14 protein-coding genes are annotated in these 18,750 nt (G+C 46.7%); 11 read left to right on the forward strand and 3 right to left on the reverse strand.

Annotated elements, in window-relative coordinates; translation table 11 throughout:
* Positions 1 to 30: 30 nt before the first annotated feature.
* From LZU85_RS10400 to LZU85_RS10415, 4 genes are all read left to right on the forward strand, one after another.
* Complete coding sequence (locus tag LZU85_RS10400) at positions 31 to 1,500, forward strand: IS1 family transposase (RefSeq protein ID WP_176298165.1); 1,470 nt, start codon at positions 31 to 33, stop codon at positions 1,498 to 1,500.
* Positions 1,501 to 1,661: 161 nt separating this feature from the next.
* The gene (locus LZU85_RS10405; RefSeq protein ID WP_237287030.1) at positions 1,662 to 3,134 is read left to right on the forward strand and encodes a hypothetical protein; all 1,473 of its coding nucleotides are present in this window, start codon (positions 1,662 to 1,664) and stop codon (positions 3,132 to 3,134) included.
* A 2-nt stretch (positions 3,135 to 3,136) separates the two neighbouring features.
* Positions 3,137 to 4,720 carry a tetratricopeptide repeat-containing diguanylate cyclase gene (locus LZU85_RS10410; protein WP_176298167.1) on the forward strand — a complete coding sequence of 528 codons (1,584 nt, stop codon included), beginning with the start codon at positions 3,137 to 3,139 and terminating at the stop codon, positions 4,718 to 4,720.
* 572 nt (positions 4,721 to 5,292) lie between these two features.
* On the forward strand, positions 5,293 to 5,631 hold the full coding sequence (locus LZU85_RS10415; protein ID WP_176298168.1) for a YggL 50S ribosome-binding family protein: 339 nt from the start codon (positions 5,293 to 5,295) through the stop codon (positions 5,629 to 5,631).
* Positions 5,632 to 5,736: 105 nt separating this feature from the next.
* Here LZU85_RS10415 and LZU85_RS10420 read toward each other — a convergent pair whose 3' ends face one another.
* Positions 5,737 to 8,874 (reverse strand): efflux RND transporter permease subunit, encoded by a 3,138-nt coding sequence (locus LZU85_RS10420; RefSeq protein WP_237287031.1) that lies wholly within the window; start codon positions 8,872 to 8,874, stop codon positions 5,737 to 5,739.
* Between the two features lie 11 nt (positions 8,875 to 8,885).
* Complete coding sequence (locus tag LZU85_RS10425; protein WP_237287032.1) at positions 8,886 to 10,040, reverse strand: efflux RND transporter periplasmic adaptor subunit; 1,155 nt, start codon at positions 10,038 to 10,040, stop codon at positions 8,886 to 8,888.
* A gap of 516 nt (positions 10,041 to 10,556) precedes the next feature.
* Between LZU85_RS10425 and LZU85_RS10430 the strand changes: the two genes are divergently transcribed.
* The 6 genes from LZU85_RS10430 to LZU85_RS10455 all read left to right on the forward strand — a co-directional run bounded on the left by LZU85_RS10430 (position 10,557) and on the right by LZU85_RS10455 (position 16,908).
* Complete coding sequence (locus LZU85_RS10430; protein ID WP_176298171.1) at positions 10,557 to 11,066, forward strand: putative pterin-binding protein; 510 nt, start codon at positions 10,557 to 10,559, stop codon at positions 11,064 to 11,066.
* A 12-nt stretch (positions 11,067 to 11,078) separates the two neighbouring features.
* Positions 11,079 to 13,229: an ATP-binding protein gene (locus LZU85_RS10435; RefSeq protein WP_237287033.1), complete on the forward strand. Its 2,151-nt coding sequence runs from the start codon at positions 11,079 to 11,081 to the stop codon at positions 13,227 to 13,229.
* A 99-nt stretch (positions 13,230 to 13,328) separates the two neighbouring features.
* Positions 13,329 to 13,730 (forward strand): NUDIX hydrolase, encoded by a 402-nt coding sequence (locus LZU85_RS10440; protein WP_176298173.1) that lies wholly within the window; start codon positions 13,329 to 13,331, stop codon positions 13,728 to 13,730.
* Positions 13,731 to 13,917: 187 nt separating this feature from the next.
* The gene (locus LZU85_RS10445; RefSeq protein WP_011081841.1) at positions 13,918 to 14,457 is read left to right on the forward strand and encodes a YbhB/YbcL family Raf kinase inhibitor-like protein; all 540 of its coding nucleotides are present in this window, start codon (positions 13,918 to 13,920) and stop codon (positions 14,455 to 14,457) included.
* A gap of 17 nt (positions 14,458 to 14,474) precedes the next feature.
* Positions 14,475 to 15,269 (forward strand): helix-turn-helix transcriptional regulator, encoded by a 795-nt coding sequence (locus tag LZU85_RS10450; RefSeq protein WP_419795968.1) that lies wholly within the window; start codon positions 14,475 to 14,477, stop codon positions 15,267 to 15,269.
* A gap of 88 nt (positions 15,270 to 15,357) precedes the next feature.
* Positions 15,358 to 16,908, forward strand: a complete 1,551-nt coding sequence (locus LZU85_RS10455) for a cryptochrome/photolyase family protein (protein WP_237287035.1) — start codon at positions 15,358 to 15,360, stop codon at positions 16,906 to 16,908.
* Here the strand turns inward: LZU85_RS10455 and soxR are convergent.
* Positions 16,903 to 17,358: a redox-sensitive transcriptional activator SoxR gene (gene soxR, locus LZU85_RS10460; RefSeq protein ID WP_176298176.1), complete on the reverse strand. Its 456-nt coding sequence runs from the start codon at positions 17,356 to 17,358 to the stop codon at positions 16,903 to 16,905. The two genes, LZU85_RS10455 and soxR, sit on opposite strands and share 6 nt — an antisense overlap.
* A gap of 91 nt (positions 17,359 to 17,449) precedes the next feature.
* Here soxR and LZU85_RS10465 point away from each other — a divergent pair, with 91 nt between their 5' ends.
* A complete protein-coding gene (locus LZU85_RS10465; protein WP_237287036.1) occupies positions 17,450 to 18,676 on the forward strand; it encodes an MFS transporter in 1,227 nt (408 codons plus the stop codon).
* Positions 18,677 to 18,750: the final 74 nt, after the last annotated feature.

The following is an 18,750-nucleotide window of genomic DNA, read 5'->3' on the forward strand; positions in this document are numbered from 1 at the left end:
AGCCATCCGAATAATCCTGAGGGGGCGATCGTGTCTAACGGCGAACTGCCAAAAGACGCAGATGGGTTACAACTCAACTTTTGTAAAACATTGGCGTGTGACAACTTTGGTCTGAGCGATGCAAAACGGTATGTTTTGCAACATGCGAATCCTAAGCGTCCAGCGATGGTCTGTCGTGAATGTGGAGCTTTCCCCCCCTTACTTAACAACCGTGAAGTGTTGAATGAGCTGCATCGCTTACGTCAACTTCACAGTGATGGTTTGCCAGCGTGTCGCAACGATGACTGCGCAAACTTTGGCCTTTCCGTTCACACCCACAAGCATCTCTACCATGCCTTTGGCTACAGTGGTGATCGCCAACGCTATCGCTGCAAATCCTGTCAATCAACGTTTGTCGATAAGTGGTCTGGCGCCAACAAAAAGCTTCAGTTTCAAGAAAACTTGATGGGCCTGTTGTTCACCGGTTATTCGGTACGCGAGATTTGCCGTAAACTGGCCATCAACCCAAAAACGTTTTATGACCATGTTGAACACATTGCCAGCCGTTGCCGCCGTAAATTGGCAACGATTGATGCGCGATGGGTCAATCATGCGCTCAATTACGAACTCGCATCTCATTACCAACGCTTGCAACCCAATAGCGACAATGGTGTGTATTGGATGGCTACAGGTGATGCGCATTCTGGCTATATTCTTTGCCAACATGTGAACTACTCTGCCAAAGAAGAGCCATTAGGTACGGTTGATCACAACCCCTATGAAGCGGTTTCACGCTTTGTTTCGCCGCAGTATACCGCTGAGGCAAAAGAGCCTGAAAACACACCGTCTGATTATCTGCGTGAACGTATTGACCAGAAATACCAAACCATTTTGGCCCGCGGCAACGTTGAAGATCCTATGGGAAATATGGCGACCTTCAACTACCCGACGAAAGGAGCCGTAGTTCGTCCGCCTTACACCTCTTATGCGCATTATTTGCATGTGCTGGACATGTGTAATGAAGCCGGACGCGTCTCACTTTACATGCCACAAGATCCTCTATTGCGCTCTGCGGCACTGAGTGTTTGCCTCCCTCGAATTCAAAGTCAAAATGTTGACCTACTTTATGTTGAAGAAGACAAAGGCTGGGACCGTGATCAGCCATACGAAAAGTTTGACATTGTCTACATGAGTTGGTGGCGAGATCGCTGGGCTATCGCCAATCAAGGCAGAAAATTGAAAGGTATCTGCTATTTAGCTGGCAATAAAAACTTACCAGAACAGTGGTTTAATAGTGCAACCACACGAAATATCTCTTTCTATCAGTCACGTTTTCATTTGCTTTTTGAAGGTTTCGTTAATGAGCCAAGGAGAAAGTTAAGGCCCGGAGGCGTCTTGCCATTACTGGACATTTTCCGAGCTTGGCATAATTTGTGCTATCAAGATAAACATGGACAAACGCCAGCGCAGCGTCTAGGTGTTACTAAAAGCCCATTGACGATTAAACAGCTTTTGTCCTAAATGCAGTCTCACTAATCAGGGCTGAGAATGTGAAACGACACCCAATATTGATATTCACTTACCATCCCATCATCGAATTTTAATCAACGGATGATGCGAAAATGCGAAACGTCAATATAATGAGTGTGTTGTACGCCAAGTGAATCGCACGGATGTAAATTTTGGATAAGAGCCACCTTCAGTTAGACGCTGAACTTAGACAAATCAAAGCTCGCATTAATAATGAGCCAGCCAAGGTACTTAAAATTGCTGAGCAATGCTACTTGCGTGCAGAGCAGATTGTCTATCCTGAAGGCGAAATTGAGGCCCTACTAATCCAGTCCCACTGTTGCTGGTGTTTAATGGATTACCGGCGCGGTCTGAAACTCATCAAAGACGCGCACAACAAACAAAACCGTCTCGATAACGATGATCGACTCCCGCAGATTCTTCATATCTATGCACTCCAATATTGGGGGCAAGCGAAATACTATTCCGCTCAGCAATTTTGGATCAATGCGCTCGAACAGTCCGCTTTAATTGATGAAACTGAAATTCAGATTGAGGCACTCATTGGGCTTGGCAATGTTTGGCGCATCACCAATGATTATAAGTTAGCCGCTTCAACCCACGAACTTGCTGTAAAAGTCGCAAACAGCGCCCGTATTAACTGGGCTGAAGGCAAAGCGCGGATTTTGCTCGCTTGGGATTACTACCTACTGAACAATTATGTCGAAATGCTGACGGTCTTGGACGGTGCGACCGAAGTGTTAAGAGACCATCACGACAACACATGGCAAGCGGAAATTTGGGATTTCCGTGGCTTGGCGCTATTGGGATTAGAGCGTCTTGATGCGGCAGATGAGGCGACCAAGAAAGCGCACGACCTCGCAGTTGAACACAATTTGACTTGGATGAAAGCGCACTCTTTTATTAGCCGAGCGCGTCTTGAACTGCTGAGAAAAAACACCTTCAACGCCTCTGTACTATTGGACCAAGCAGAGTTGTCTGCACAACAGTTCGATAATGGCGAACTTCTTAGCCAAATCTGCTTTCAACAGTCAAAAGTGGCTGAAGAACAAGGGCAGTATGAGGCAGCCTACATCGCGTTTAAAAAGTATCGTCAATACTCTTTGCAAATGCTCAAAGAGCAAACCAATCGCGTGGGTCTAGACAAAGCACGCAGTTCCAAACGGCAACTGGAACAACGAGCGCGTAAGCTCATCAATCGCATTCGAGCTCAACATGAATACGATCCTGAAAGACAGTTTTCAAACGTAGTTTCAGAGACTTACTGGTGGGAGCAGTTGGTTCTATTCAAAACGGAACTTAAAGACGCTAATCATTCGATTATTATGATTCAGCACTCAGATGCGGCTTACCTTGAAGTCTGCACCGAGTTGGCTCATAGCCTTTCAACGCCGAAAGATCTCATTTCTCGATTGAGCAAAGACCGAGTCGCTATGTTAATCAGCGAGAAAGGTGAATCTGCGGAAGCACTATTCAAAACTGTCTCAACCATGCTATCCCTCTATCCATGGCAGCGTAGAGGATTAAATGGATCGCTGCCTAAGCTTACGCTCCAAGATATTCTCACCTTCCCTTTCACACTGGAACAATTAGAAGACTCAAAAAATAGTAAGGGTAAAAAATGAGCATGGAGAAGCTGATAAACAAAGTAACGGATGCGGGTTTTGATCCAGTTTCAGTGTCTGGTGAAGAAGCCATCATCTTGTGGAACCACGTTCGACAGCATATCGCTTCAACCAATAGCGAGAAAGCGTATTGTTATATCATCAGTGCAGAATACCGATATAAACTCAAGCAGTTACAGCTCAGCATTGACGAATTGAAGCAAGCACTTTCACTCCTCAGTTTGCCAAACGATGCCGAAGATATTTTGACGGTGAAAGCCAACCTTAGTGAACGGCTCATGGATAGTGCCGATTATGCTGGTGCACTACACGAATATGTCACGGCGTCCAATCTCGCTGTTGAACATGGCTTTCTAGACGAGTACGTCACCGCAGTTCTAGGGATGGGCAACTTATGTGATGCCTATGGTGATCATCAGCGGGCGCTTCGTTACTACCAGAAAATTGATAGTATCGATCACGCCATTGGCAGCCGTTCTCTGCGTTTACGTTACAAGCTCTACATGTTGTCCTGTTACATTAATTTGGGCAGGATAAACTCGGCAAAAGATCTCATGAGAGAGTGTGAAGAGCTCAGTATCTTAGTGAGTGACAAAATCCTTTCAGGTCAAATATTGCTCTACCAAGCGAAAATTTCCCGCTTAGAGCAAGACTATACTGCGGCGCTGATGTCACTTTCAAAAGTACAGTATATCTATGGCAATCTAAATTCGACTTGGTTGTCAGTGATGAATCGGATTGAAATGACTTACTCGCTCTGCGCCATCGGCAAAAAAGAACTCGCTGATCTGCTGCTAAATAGCGCGTCTAAAAATATAGAGATGAAAACGTCACCCATCATTGCTAAACAGTTTTACCAAGCGATGAGTGAAGTACTCGCCGCTCAAGGGCACTTTAAAGAAGCGTTGACGTTTGAAAGGAAAGGATTTCGGATTGAAAGTGATCTGATGAGGCATATCCCCATCGGTGAACTTGGCCCTTCTCAGCTGAGAAGAATTTCACGCTTTGAACTGCAACTAAAACTGATTCTCTCAGAGATCGAGAACAGAGAGCTCAAAGAGACGACACAGCAACATAAAAATGCGGTTGCGCAGTTGCAGCAAGATGTCTTTACCGACCCGCTGACTGCCCTTCACAATCGCCGTTGGCTCGACGTTAAACTCAAAGATCTTCTACTCCACGACACTCCTTTTGCATTAATGGTGATTGATATTGACCATTTCAAATCGATCAATGATGAGTTAAGCCATCTGGTCGGTGACAAAGCCATCGTCAACGTGTCTTCTGAATTAGCCGCGTATTTTCGCTTTAGGGGCGCCTCATGCGTGCGTTTCGGCGGTGAAGAGTTCTTGGTGATATTAGAGAATACCGACTTGGCCAAAGCCGAGTTGCATGCGGAGAATTATCGTGAACGGATTTATCAGTTTGGCTGGAAAGAGATCCTCGGTGAACGCGGATTAACCGTTTCTATTGGTATTACCCTTCATCGAGATGGAGAAAACACGCAACGCACTTTCTATCGTGCAGATAAAGCATTGTACAAAGCGAAAGCAAATGGACGTAATCAGGTTTGTGTAGAAGACTAATTATTCTGGTTGAAGAATGCCTTCAACCAGCGTAAACCTCTTTTACTCGCCGGCACTCTTATCCTACCACGCCCTGCTTACCCTTATGACTACATTATTCCAGCGACTAATGGCGCCATAAACAGATTGAATCAACAAGCAGTAAGTCAGGTCTATAGCCATACTTTTCCCTCCCCATTTGAAGGCTGTCATTGGCACCCAACAGTCCGAGAGCACAACACAATCGCGACAAACCTTGCGCAGTTTATTCGTGATCACTCGCTTCTCTAAATCTAAGCGGTGTCAGTAAATAACTTCTACAGAGAACAGCGAGTGAACTTACTTAAAGTGCATTCTCACGCGCGGTGAGAAATAACAAAAACGCGCTAACATTATGGCGGTTTTGTTGTATTTGTGTTGTCAGCTGGTCAATTCCTTGAGTTTTGACTCGATTGTATTTGGTTTCATCGACGAACCAGAGTATAAAGGGCTCGACTTTGCTTCAGAGCACTGTTATTTCAGTCTGCAATCGGTTCTGAGTGACAAGCAAACAGGCAAAGCTCCTTTCAGTCATACAACATAGAGAGAAGATCATGAAACTAGATAAAGTGGAAAACAAAAATCGCCGCCTACGCAAAAAACTCTTTTTAGGTGAGTTCTCTATTCTCGGTTTCGAGATCAGCTGTGAAACCGATATTCATGATTTTGAACGTTACGATGTGTTCGTTGATGATTTTATTGATTTTATTGACGCACAAGGGCTTTGTTTTGGCGGTGGCGGTCTTGAACACTTTGAAGGCTTTATCTGCGCTAAAGAGCGTTACCAAAGTGCAACCGAAGAGCAACGCGTTGCTGTGCTCGAGTGGCTAAAAGCACGTGCTGAAGTTAAAAACGCATTGGCGAGCGATCTTGCCGACGCAAACTACTTGTAAATATCGTCATCCAAAAGCCTAAGGCTTTTGAACAGACCGCACTAAGCGTATTGTTAAAGCCAAACACCTCATCGAGCTGTTTGGCTTTTTCACAACAGCCTTACTTTACGTTCGTACCTTTGCTACTTGAGCTAAGCGTTGCCATGGATAACGAATACCTCGACCCATTTTCGCCAACAAATGCTTGATGTCTTCCAGCATCAAGTAAAGACATGGCACCAGCACCAGTGTCAATACTGTTGCAAAAAGCACGGCAAAACCGAGCCCCACCGCCATAGGTATGACGAATCTAGCCTGCAAGCTGGTTTCAAACATGATAGGTAACACTCCCACGAAGGTCGTGATTGAGGTAAGTAAAATTGCGCGAAAACGTGCACAACCAGCTTCAACAACCGCCTCTTTGATTGAGAGCCCCTCTCTGCGCACTTGGTTGACGTAATCGGTCATAACGAGTGAATCGTTTATCACCACTCCTGCCGCCGCGATCAGACCAAAGGTCGACATCATGCTGATGTCCAAGCCAAGCCAGAAGTGTCCCCAGATTGCCCCCGTCAGGCTAAACGGGATCACAGACATCACAATCAACGGTTGGGTATAGCTTTTTAAAGGCACCGCTAACAGAATGTAGACAATGATCATCCCAGCGACAAAGAAAATGACTTGCTCATTTCGCTGCGCTTGCTGTTCTTCAATACTGCCACCCAGTTGCGTTCTCACGTCCGGGAACTTCTCTTTTAATTCAGGCAAGAGGGAATTTTGAATCGTGCTAACCACTTCATTTGGTTCCACTATTTCCTCATCAATGGAGCCGTACACGTAGACGGTTTTATAGCCTTGCTCGCGTCGGATACTAGTGATACCTGCCTGTTCCTCTATGCTCACTACATCACCCAGCATCACTTTCTTACCTGCTGGTGTAGTGATCACCGCGTAACGAAGCGATGCAAAGGCCTCGCGCGTCAACTTCGGATAACGCACCATCACCTTCAGCTCCTCTCCATCGCGGATGAAACGTTGTGCTTCACCGCCATAGAAGCTGCCGCCGACTTGTTCAGCGATCATAGTCAGATCCAACCCAAGGTCGTAGGCAACAGGCGCAAGAGAAAGCAATACTTCTTTACTACCAGAATCCATGCTCGATGAGATATCAAACAAGCCATTTTGATCTTGCAAACGCGTGATCAAGTACCGACCCGCCGCATTGAGCTGCTCGATGTCCGTGCCAAACAATCGGTAACCAAACTCATCGCCGCCATCACTGCTGTTCGTTGCATCGTTAATGGTGAGGCTCTTTATCCCAGAGATGGCTGGCAGCTGTTCTCGCCACATGCGCGACAACTCGAACGTATTGAAGGGTCTTAGTTCTTCATCCACCAATGGAACTACAATACGCCCTTCCGTTCGGCCACGATTGTACGAAAGCATATCGCGGATCATTCCCCGTCCATAGTCAGCAATGGTTTGTTCTTCTACCGTTTTAATCACATGTTCTATTTGCTTCAAAGCCGCAATAGTTTGCTCACTGGATACGTTGTCATTCATTTTCAAAATGACCGCTGGGAAATCCGTCGGCACTTTGGGATTCATAATGATGCGCACGTGATTGGACGTAACCAAGCCCACACTGACCACCAGCAAACTGATGAAAAACGCCATCACGCTCCAACGCCAATGGGTGCAAAAACGCACAAATCGTTGATATGGACCGTTCACAAAACCAAAAAAACGAGAGTTGAAACGGGCGCGCCAACCATCGGGTTTGATGGGTTTAAATGTGGTGTGCGATAAATGTGCGGGTAAAATGAGCTTTGATTCAATCAAACTGAAGATCAAACAGAGCATGACCACCGAGGCAATACCGACAAAGAATGCGCGCTCTATACCTGAAGACATCAAAAAGGGCGCAAACACCGCAATGGTGGTCAAAACCCCGAAGGTGGCTGGCGTAGCAACCTTCTTCACCCCAACAATAACGTTTTTTACCCCTCCACCATTCTTTTCGATTTCACTGTAGGCGCTTTCTCCGATGACGATGGCGTCATCAACGACAATACCCAACACCATAATGAAAGCAAATAAAGAGACAATATTGATCGTCACACCAATAAATGGCATCACCATTACGGCACCAAGGAAACAAACTGGTAGGCCGATCATCACCCAAAGAGCCAAACGCACTCGTAAGAAGATACTGAGCATGATCGCCACCAACACAGCCCCTTGGAGCAAATTTTTCAGCATCATGTCCAGACGACCTTGCAAGTAGTAGGTCATATCCACCAGCGTTTTGATCTGCAAATCATCAGGCAGCTGCTCATTCTTATGTGCAATATACGCCTTCACCGATTCGGCAACGGGGATAATATCCTGATCTTTGGTCGCTTTTACCGACAGATAGATAGCATTTTGCCCCGAAAACTGGAAATAACGCTCAGCTTCGGTGAAACCATCCTTAATCGTCGCAATATCCTGAAGCAGCACTTTGGCGCCATTAGCGCCCAGTTTCACCGGAATGTTGCGGAACTCTTCGCCTTTGTAGTATTGGTTCTCAATCCGTACCGCAATCATTCCTGCACTGGTCGTCACTTCACCAGCAGAATAATTGGCGGAATAGCGGCGAATAGCATTGGTTACGTCGTTTAACGTCAAATCGTATTTGCGCAGCACCAAAGGATCGACCTCAATCGCAATCTCCTCTTGTGGTGCACTCATCTCCACCAACATGACATTTTGCAACTGCAGTAACTCATCTTCAATTTTCTTTGCGATGGGTTTGAGCTCTTCCAGCGTACGGTCACCAACCAAAGAGAGTTCGATAACATCTTGTCGAAACTCATACTGGTATATGTTGACCGGTTCCATCCCTTTCGGAAAACTGGCGATGGTGCTAATTCGCTGTTTGACATCATCCAACACCTCTTTGATGTTGGCTTTAACGTCGATCTCTAAAGAGATGTGTGCATTCCCACGCGACGCCGTTGAAACTGCCTTTTTTATTCCCGTCACATCTTTTAGTGACTCTTCCATTTTTAACAAAATGCTTTCTTCAACTTCTTGCGGCGATGCACCGGGATAACTGGCGCTCACATTGATATAGTTGACCTCAATGTTTGGAAACATCTGCCGCTGAATAAAGAAGAAGCTCACAATGCCCATAATGATGATGAACACCATCAACAAGTTAGCCGCTACGGTATTGTGCGCGAAGTAGGCGATCAGCCCTCGCTGTTGTGTTGATTCCATAACCCGTTCCTTTATCCTTGCGTGTCGTTTTTAGCAGCGTCCTGTTGGGATAACTTCACCGACATGCCTTTGGCTGGATATTCAGGCAGAGTGAGTACCAGCTTGTCGCTTTGCTCAATTCCCTGAGAGATCAGCACAAACTCACCTTCCGCACGCAAGACATTCACCGTTCTTGGGTAGAGTTGATTCTCTTCGTTCACTACCCATACCGTGCGATTGTTGACGAGTTCTTGAGGTAAGCGATAAATATGCTTGAGCTCTTTACCCGCGAACTGCACTTCAACATACGAACCAAATTTAATCGCAGGCTGTTTATTATTGATTCCATAGGGATCATCAATGCGCACCACAACATTGATCATGCGTGTTGCCGTGTCGATCATTGCTAAGTCACGGTCGATCTTACCTTCTCTGACAACCTTACGGATTCCCTCTAAACGGATGGTGGCATCTATCTTTGCCAGTTGATCAGGCAAAAACGCACTGTCGAAACCCGCTATAGGAATGTGGATTTCCGCCGCTTCAATATTATTGAGCAGTGCCACTTCACTGCCGGCCGAGATAAACTGCCCTACGCCAATTTGTCTGGAAACCACCAAAGCATCGTATGGTGCTAGCACTTTGCAGTTGTCGAGATCTCGCTGAGCACGTTTCAGCGAAGCTTGAGCGGATTTCACTTGTGCCTCTGCACTCAGTAACTGCGGCTTACGCAAATAAAGATCCGAGACTTGCTTATCATTTAGGGCCTTCGCTTGACGCTCAGCAACCTTAGCTTTGGCTTTTTCCTCAATTAACGCGGCTTTGGCAGAAGCCAATTGCGCTTCCGCTTGCAAAACCGACGCTTGGTAATTCTCACTTTCAATCGAGAACAACACCTCGCCACGCTTGACGATCCCGCCCGTAACAAAATTAGGATGCCAAGCGATCACTTCTCCCGACACTTGTGCCGATAAACGTGTGGTTTCAAATGGCACCAACTCACCGTGACTGGTGATCATAACTCGGTGTTCTGTTGGGAACAGAGGTATAGTATCCACCATTGGCTCTGCAGCACTCTCTTTTTTCTCTTCAGCTTCAGGCCCCAAAGCAGCGACCGCTTGGTAGGCACCATAACCACCTCCAAGCAAAGCAATAGGTAAAATCCAACGTGCGACATTGTGTAACATGAGTATCCCTATCTGAGTTTTTATCCTTCGCCACAAACTGACGTTGAATGGGTAAGTTGAATAAATATTAACGAATTGTTCGACTAAGTTGTTGTGACAACTTGTGACCAGTTGTGACCTAGACGTCTCGCTCTTACCTACGGTTCAAAGCAAATCAAAACGACTTTTTGCCATTGCACATTAAAAAACATGATGCCAGCAGACCCAGAGATAGACCACGCAAATAATTCAAAATTCCCCTTTTGTAACAAAATTTATGCCAAAAACATTTTCAATACTTATCATACAGTTAAAATTTAAAGCGTTTTCATCTTACATTGAAGTGGTAAATATCACCCACCATCGGTGATATTTACCTCGTTAAAACAGCATGGAACGACATGCGACAAAAAAGTCTCTTTGCGGAATGCTCATTAAACAACAGAAAATCGGTAAACCTTCCGACAGTTCAGTTTGAAAGGGGCGATTTTATGGCCTATTTTCAAAGGTATGAGCAAATGATGAGGCAAGACAGAGATGAACGTAAAAATCGCTGGTTTGGCATTCTCGATAGTTTTTTACGCGAACATGAGTTTGGCGGAAATCTATCCACCTCCGCAAGGCGAAGTGATCTTGACTATCAGTGGTAAAATCGACAATAAAAACTCGCCCAACGGTTTACTGTTTGACAGAGACAAAATCGAGTCTTTTGAGCAAGTGACCATCAACACCGACAACCATGTCATCGCCTCGGTTTTTAGTTATCGAGGGCCACGTCTGTCTGACTTGCTCAATTACGCCGGCATTACTGCCGAGAGCCGAGATATCATTGTGATTGCTTGGGATGATTATGTCGCCACAATTCCCATTGACGACATAACGAACTATCCGGTGATTCTCGCCACACACGAAAATGGTCGGCAGATGACGTTAGACGATAAAGGGCCACTTTTTGTCGTTTACCCCTTTACTGACCATTCCGAGCTTCGTTTTGATCTCTATTACAATCGCTCGGTTTGGCAAGTTCGCGAAATCAAAGTGGAATAAGAGAAACACTCAATGAAGCAAATCAGCCGGCTGCCCATTATTGCTATTCTGCTTGTGACCTTAACCTGCGGGCTGTTTTTATTGATCGCTATGGCGTTTTTTTCCTATCAAACCATGACAAGCCAAGCGATCGCACCCTATGTTTCCATCGTGAATAATAATCTTGGAGCGAAAACCAAACTGCTGCACATCAAGAGTGCCTTGCAAGACTTTCTGGTTCAACCAACCCCATCTAACCTTGGTAGAACCCAAACTCGCACGCGGATCATGCGCGCCAGTATCATCAATGATCTTAAAAGCCACGCGACCATAGAGCTGCATTCCGATTATGGTGATTTTGCTCAACTCGATGCCATGAACCAAGGACTACAGCAACTCACAACTGCCGTCACCTCGTTGCAGGATGTAGAAAGTGCCAAACAGCAGATGCCAAGCCTCATCCAAGAGATAGATCAGCTTTACGATCGGTGGAATAGCTATACTTCTAATGTTATTTTGCGGGTGGAACACAATCAAAGCGATTTCTTACTCTCACGCGAACAGTTTTACCACCGCCAACATTGGTATTACCTTGCCATCATCGCCATTTCTATCTTGATCATTGCTTTGGTATTTAAGCTCTACATTGACCAAGTACACCTAACCAAACTCACTCAAGAACAAGCACTTGAGATGAAAGAAGCGAAAAAAGCGGCAGAGGCAAGTGCAGACATCAAATCAAAGTTTCTCGCAAATATATCCCATGAAGTGCGAACCCCCCTGAACGCCATTATTGGCTTGAGTGACACCGATCATTACCTCAATGCAAGCGAACAAATACGTGAATACATCGACTTGATTCACCGTTCAGGGAAGCACCTTCTCGCCCTCATGAACGACATTCTTGATGTCAGCAAAATTGATTCAGGCAAACTGAGTTTGAACCAAACTGAATTTTCTCTTAAAGACATGATCGACGATACACGCACCCTTTTTCATGAACGAACCCATAATCCCGGCGTGGAGAGCTTTATTCTGACTCCGCAAGAGAGTGATATGATTTTTTATGGCGATGCGCTGCGCATTTTTCAGATCATCAGTAATCTCTGTTCCAATGCCATCAAGTTTACCCATCAAGGACATATTAAAGTTGAGTTCGCGGTACAAAACCGTGGACCCAACTCTGTGCTACAGATATTAGTCTCAGACACTGGGATCGGGATGTCAGACGCACAGTTAAAAAAAGTGTTCGATGAATTTGTCCAAGCGGATGATTCGACCACGCGCAAATATGGTGGTACTGGCCTTGGCTTGGCCATCTGCCAGAAGCTCACGGAGTTGATGCAAGGCTCTTTGCGTATCGAAAGTGAGCTAAATCGTGGCACGCAAATTAGCCTAACGCTAACGCTACCACTGTTGCATGCACCACACATTGAGCCCAAACCACCCTCTCCGCACGACATCATGGTCCACAACGATGGCAGTGACTACTGCGCTATACTTCAACACGATATCAACCGTCTGGCTGCCTTGGCAGAGCACTCTGAACCCTACTTTATTTACTATCACTCTAATCAACGTTTAATCAGTAATGTGCTACCCACACTGCACGAAGAGGCACAAGGCAGAAAGATCATCGTCATTACAGATATTGAACAGCAAGAAAACGTCGATAGGAACTCGCGAGTCCACTACCTGAGTAAGCCCTATGTCTCTTATCGCCTCTTTGATCTACTGGCAGGTAGAGTCACTCAAACCTTCACACCGCTAAAAGTGCCTCATCGAACCTATCCAGAGCTGCACGTGCTCTTGGTGGAAGATGTTCATATTAATCAGTTGGTCGCCACGCACTTTCTCTCTCGCTTAGGTATTACACCCGATGTTGTCAACAACGGTGAAGAGGCGCTTAATTACTTAAGGAAACACCGTTACGATTTAGTGCTCATGGATATCCAAATGCCCGTGATGGATGGATTACAAGCAATGAGAGTGATTAAAACCGAGCAACTCGGTCATCACACTGTTTTTATCGCCGTCACCGCTAACGTCTTTGAAGAAGACCAACAAAAGTATCGTCAAGCTGGATTTGATGATCTGTTAGCCAAACCCTTCAACTTAGACGCCCTACAAACCATCATCGATACACACTGCCACACGCAGTTAGTGAAAAGCCGCACAGTTTGACGACAAAACACTCGTTTTCTGTGGCTGAGTTTGTTTCCATCGTCCTTGACCTTTTTCCCAAAACGCCGATCAGGCTTATCCCTAACACGAGTAAGACCAATGACCACCATTCATGAATGTGTTTCTTTTCTCTTAGTGAATAAAGATCAAGTGTTGCTTGAGCAACGTAGCAAAGAGAAATCTTGCGATCCGGATATGGTTGCCATTCCCGGTGGGCATATGGAAACCGGAGAAAGCCAAACAGAGACTCTGCTAAGAGAGATCCGCGAAGAACTTGGCGTCGATGCGTTGACGTATCACTATCTCTGTTCGCTCTACCATCCAACCTCTGAGCTGCAGCTGCTGCATTATTACGTGGTGACCCAATGGCAAGGTGAGATCCAAAGCCACGAAGCGGACACTGTCTTTTGGAGCAAGGTCACTGACTTCGCCCCAGCGACCGAGGCGGATAAGACCGCACTTAAAGAACTACTTCGCTTACAAGCTGAGGGGTTGTTTTAGCTCGCATTGATGCTCCGCGTAACGTGTGAGCGTCAAACGGTGCAGCATCACACCGTTACATAAAAACCAGAAAACAGACCAAAAGAATCATTTCCAAGTAAATATTAAAAACAGTGACACTTTCAAGCGAGAAAACTATCCTGAGGTTCTTACAATGGTTCTCATACACCATTAGGAGAACATCAGCATGAAATACTCATCTATCGCCCTACTACTGCTTAGCTCTGTTGCCGCATCCACCAGCTATGCTGGCGATTTTAGCCTCACTAGCCATGACATTATGGAAGGGCAACGTATGGCGAAAACTTTTGAATTTACAGGATTCGGTTGCAGCGGCGATAACCTTTCCCCTCAACTGAGCTGGCAGAACGCGCCTAAAGGCACCAAAAGTTTTGCCATCACAGCGTACGATCCAGATGCCCCTACAGGCAGTGGTTGGTGGCATTGGTCTACCATTGATATACCAGCCAATGTATCGGAACTACCGCGTGGCGTTGACCTTAAGAAAGTAGGCGCAACGGAGATCCGTAACGACTATGGCGCAAAAGGATTCGGCGGCGTTTGTCCGCCAGAGGGTGATGGCATGCACCGCTATCAATTTACCGTTTGGGCATTACCTGAAGCCAAGTTAGACTTAGATAGCAACAGCTCACCCGCTCTAGTGGGTTTTATGCTCAACGCGATGGCGTTAGATAAAGCAACGTTAACCGCAACTTACGTTCGATAATTCGTATGGGAGTGACAATGAAATCATTGATGCAACTTGCCTACTACCGTGGTGTTCACACGCAAGCATTGCGCAATGTGGCGATTCTCACTCCCAGCATTATCCAAATTACCACTGGCAGTAAGCGCCTTTATTGGCAAGAAACCACCTTGGATATTGATGCTCACAGCCTGCTACTGTGCCGTGCCAACCACGCGCTCCATTTCGAGAATCTTCCTCAAGCTGGGCAATTTTCATCTCGCCAATTTTGCTTCTCTCTGCCACCCACATCAGAAATGCTGTCGCTGAGTGAACGTAATGGCACGACCACGCCATATCTCACCCTTCATCACCCTGTGGTTCGCTGTGATAAAGCCCTCAACCATACGCTGAATTTGCTCGCCGGATTACCGCTTGGCGAATTGAGTACAGAAACGATCACCTTCTGGCTGTACGGCCTCTATCAGCAATTGGCAGAACGAGGGGTGCTGCATTTGATGTTTGCGTCACAAGGCCAAAGCTTTGAGCAAAAGCTGAGTGAGTTTATCGCCCAACAGCCGAGTAAAGATCATCAAATTGAAGACGCTTGTCAGCACTTCGCCATCAGCAAAGCAACCTTGATCCGCCGCTTAAAAGAGGAAGGCACTCAATATCGTGAAGTGTTGTCAAAAGTACGGCTTAGCCATGCACTAAGCCTGATGCAGCAAGGCCATCGTAAAACCGCAGAGTTGTCATTGATGTGCGGATACCAATCGCCAGATAAATTCAGTCAACGCTTTCGCCAGCGCTTTGGACTCTCTCCGAGAGAGTATTGCAAAACACTGCCGAGTTGAGCACAGCGCCAGTTTGATCGTTTTTCGCCGCGGTTCGTATGCAACAGCTAATCGTATACAGCAGCAAAAACACACTCGCGAGGAGAAGATGACATTCACTCGGCTACGACTCATTTTAGGCGACCAACTTAATGCACAGCACTCTTGGTTCGATCACGTGAGCGATGACACCTTATATCTGATCATCGAACTCAAACAAGAAACCGATTACGTGAAACATCATGTGCAAAAAATCTGTGCCTTCTTTGCTGCGATGGAACAGTTCGCCCAGACGCTCCAACAAGCAGGACATCAGGTCCAGTACATCGATTTGGATCAGTCGGTAGAAAAAGCATCACTTTGCGAATGGATAGTGCACCTTTGCCTGTCTTATCAGGTCAGCCAGTTTGAATACCAACGTCCCGATGAGTATCGCTTAGCACAACAACTCGCCCAACTCGACATCCCTAATACCACGATACAAGCAGTAGACAGCGAACACTTTATTGTGCCGTTTGAGCACATCCCACAGTCCTTCCCAAAAGGGAACCCACCATTGATGGAGCACTTTTATCGGCGCATGCGCAAAACGCATCAGTTACTGCTCGATGAAGCACAAAAACCACTTGGCGGGAAATGGAACTACGATGCTGATAACCGCAAGAAACTCTCAGCAGCCGATCTCGACGCCTTGCCAAAACCGCTGTTATTTGCCAACTCCGTTGAGACGATTCTCGCTCGCCTCACACGCCATCGGATTAAAACCATTGGTGTCGCTCAATCAACACTGATTTGGCCTATCAATCGCGGCCAAGCCCTCAACTTGCTTGCTCATTTTTGTCGAGTGTGCCTCCCTCATTTTGGCCAGTTTCAAGACGCGATGACCAACCAGCACAATGCCGCATGGAGTTTGTATCACAGCCGACTTTCTTTTGCTCTAAACAGCAAGATACTCTCGCCGATGGAGGTCATTCATGCGGCAATTTCGACCTATCAGCACCCAGAGCATGGAATAACACTGGCACAAATCGAAGGCTTTGTAAGGCAAATTTTAGGTTGGCGCGAGTACGTCCGCGGGGTCTATTGGAGTGAAATGCCCAGCTATGCCACCACCAATGCGTTAGCCGCCACTCGCCCACTGCCCAGCTATTTTTGGAACGGAGAGACCAAAATGGCCTGTGTGCGTGAAGCCGTATCGCAATCGCTAGAATACGCCTACGCTCACCATATTCAACGCCTGATGATTACTGGCAATTTCGCCCTGCTGACAGGCATCCACCCCGATCAAGTGGATGCGTGGTATTTGGGTATTTATATCGATGCGATCGAATGGGTGGAAATGCCAAACACACGCGGAATGGCCTTGCATGCAGATGGGGGCATTGTGGGCACCAAACCGTATGCGGCCAGTGGGGCCTACATCAACAAGATGAGCGATTACTGCAAACACTGTTTTTATCAAGTGAAGCAACGCAGTGGAGAAGGTGCCTGCCCGTTCAATAGCCTGTATTGGCACTTCATCGATCAACACCAGAGTGCATTTAACCACAACCCGAGGATGTCTCTGGTGATGAACAATTGGTACAAGCAAACGGATGAAGAAAAGGCGCAAATTCTGTCGACAGCGCGCCATTATCTTCATCACATTGAGTCGTTATGAAGTGACAAAATCCTCATCTTCAGGTTGAGTGAGTAACGACTCTCCGAGATGGTGAGAGGCTTTTTCATCCTGAGGATTTCGTAAGTTGCAGCTCTCTAGCGACAAACATCCGCAGCCAATGCATCCGCCCAAATCATTTTGCAGCGCTTTGAGCTGCAAAATCCGATGTTCAAGCATCGCATGCCAACCTGTTGCCATCGCTTCCCATTGCGCTTTACTTGGTGCTTGGTGTTTGGGAAGTGATTCCAGCGCTTGAGCTATCTCTTCTAAAGTCAGTCCCACCTGTTGAGCCGCTTTGATCACGGCGATACGGCGGATCGCACTGCGATGGTATCGTCGCTGATTGCCCTGATTACGCCAACTGCTAATCAACCCTTTTTGCTCATAAAAGTGCAGTGCCGACACTTTTACACCCGCTCGTTTCGCCACTTCTCCGACGCTCAATTCCATCTGCCCTAGACTCCTTTGCTATTTGGCTGAAAAAACGCTTTACCTCAAGTTAAGTTGAGCTTTTAGAGTAGCAACAAATACGTCAGTCGACATGGAGAAAATAATGAATATGCCACCTGCAACACGCCATCGTACCTTGCCTTATCTCACCGGCCTCTTTTTTGATGGGATCTCATCGGGACTGTTTATGATGGCGTTACCATGGATGATGCTACAAACACCCGACATGGGCACGTTTGTCGCGCTCACTGCCTTAACTTGTACCACGGTAGCTTTTCTTTTTGCGCCCATTTTCGCCACCATGGTTGACCGTCATTCACGCAAAAAAATCTTGGTGGTCAATCAAGCGGTTCAAGCATCCACTGCGGCGGCCATCGCGCTGATTTATAGCTTGGGCCTGAACTCACCATGGTTGTTGGCTGCCGCTCAGTTGATCTTCTGGCTTTCCAGTAATCTTGGTTGGAACAGTAACAATGCCTTCACGCAGGAAAATTATCAGCAACACGAGTACGCCGCCATTTCTGGTAAACAAGAAATCGTCCTGCAGACGACCACTTTGGGTGCCGGCGGATTGGGGGTGATGCTATTGGAGCTTTGGGGAGTGAGAGAATTCGCGCTCTTTGCGGCCACGGCCTCGTTGATTGCCACCCTCTGTTATGCACTGACGCCCTATCGCCGTCAACTACGACATACCTCGAGTGGGCACTTTTGGCATCAAGTAACGGAAAGCCGGACGATTTTTGCCGCAAAACCAAGGCTATTTGCGGTCGTGCTACTCTCTTGCCTGTCGTACCCTGTTGTCACCTTTTTAGGTAAGCTAGTGCCCATTTGGTTTGCCGAAAAACACGTATCTGGCCATTGGTTTGCTAGCTACAGCATCGCGTTTGGCGTTGGGGCTCTGCTAACTGGGCTGTTTATTCAGCGCTTATTGTCCAAGCGCCCGTATGCGACGACCATTTTCTATGCCATGGTTGCACTCACCTTCGCGTTGATGGGCATGAGCCTGTTTAACGATCCTTTAAGCCTTATCATCCTCACCCTCGTCTTTGGTTTTTTTAATGCGCTCAATCGCATCGCAAGAACCAACTGGATGCACCACACCATCGCCATTGAACAAAGAGGAAGAGTGGATGGTGGACTGGCGATGTTTTCAACTTTAGTTCAAAGCTTAAGCTACCTACTTATTGCCTTGCTGAGTACGATGGCTTCTACGGAGCTGGGTTTTATCAGCGCCGCGGTCGTTATTGCCGCTGCTAGCCTTGCTATCTATGTGCTGACCAAACCATCACGCTTTAACCACGTCTTGGAAGCGTCATAAGCCGGAGTAAAAATGAAAATAGCCAACCTCCTAAGAGGTTGGCTGCTTACCAGACAAAAACAAACAGGGGGAGT

Source organism: Vibrio floridensis (genome assembly GCF_021852965.1).
Classification (GTDB): Bacteria; Pseudomonadota; Gammaproteobacteria; order Enterobacterales; family Vibrionaceae; genus Vibrio; species Vibrio floridensis.

Excerpts from the sequence above, each read along its gene's own strand:
- LZU85_RS10410 (WP_176298167.1), top strand. The coding sequence starts at position 3,137 with ATGGAGAAGCTGATAAACAAAGTAACGGATGCGGGTTTTGATCCAGTT.
- LZU85_RS10415 (WP_176298168.1), top strand. The coding sequence starts at position 5,293 with ATGAAACTAGATAAAGTGGAAAACAAAAATCGCCGCCTACGCAAAAAA.
- LZU85_RS10420 (WP_237287031.1), bottom strand. The coding sequence starts at position 8,874 with ATGGAATCAACACAACAGCGAGGGCTGATCGCCTACTTCGCGCACAAT.
- LZU85_RS10425 (WP_237287032.1), bottom strand. The coding sequence starts at position 10,040 with ATGTTACACAATGTCGCACGTTGGATTTTACCTATTGCTTTGCTTGGA.
- LZU85_RS10430 (WP_176298171.1), top strand. The coding sequence starts at position 10,557 with ATGAACGTAAAAATCGCTGGTTTGGCATTCTCGATAGTTTTTTACGCG.
- LZU85_RS10435 (WP_237287033.1), top strand. The coding sequence starts at position 11,079 with ATGAAGCAAATCAGCCGGCTGCCCATTATTGCTATTCTGCTTGTGACC.
- LZU85_RS10440 (WP_176298173.1), top strand. The coding sequence starts at position 13,329 with ATGACCACCATTCATGAATGTGTTTCTTTTCTCTTAGTGAATAAAGAT.
- LZU85_RS10445 (WP_011081841.1), top strand. The coding sequence starts at position 13,918 with ATGAAATACTCATCTATCGCCCTACTACTGCTTAGCTCTGTTGCCGCA.
- LZU85_RS10450 (WP_419795968.1), top strand. The coding sequence starts at position 14,475 with ATGAAATCATTGATGCAACTTGCCTACTACCGTGGTGTTCACACGCAA.
- LZU85_RS10455 (WP_237287035.1), top strand. The coding sequence starts at position 15,358 with ATGACATTCACTCGGCTACGACTCATTTTAGGCGACCAACTTAATGCA.
- soxR (WP_176298176.1), bottom strand. The coding sequence starts at position 17,358 with ATGGAATTGAGCGTCGGAGAAGTGGCGAAACGAGCGGGTGTAAAAGTG.
- LZU85_RS10465 (WP_237287036.1), top strand. The coding sequence starts at position 17,450 with ATGGAGAAAATAATGAATATGCCACCTGCAACACGCCATCGTACCTTG.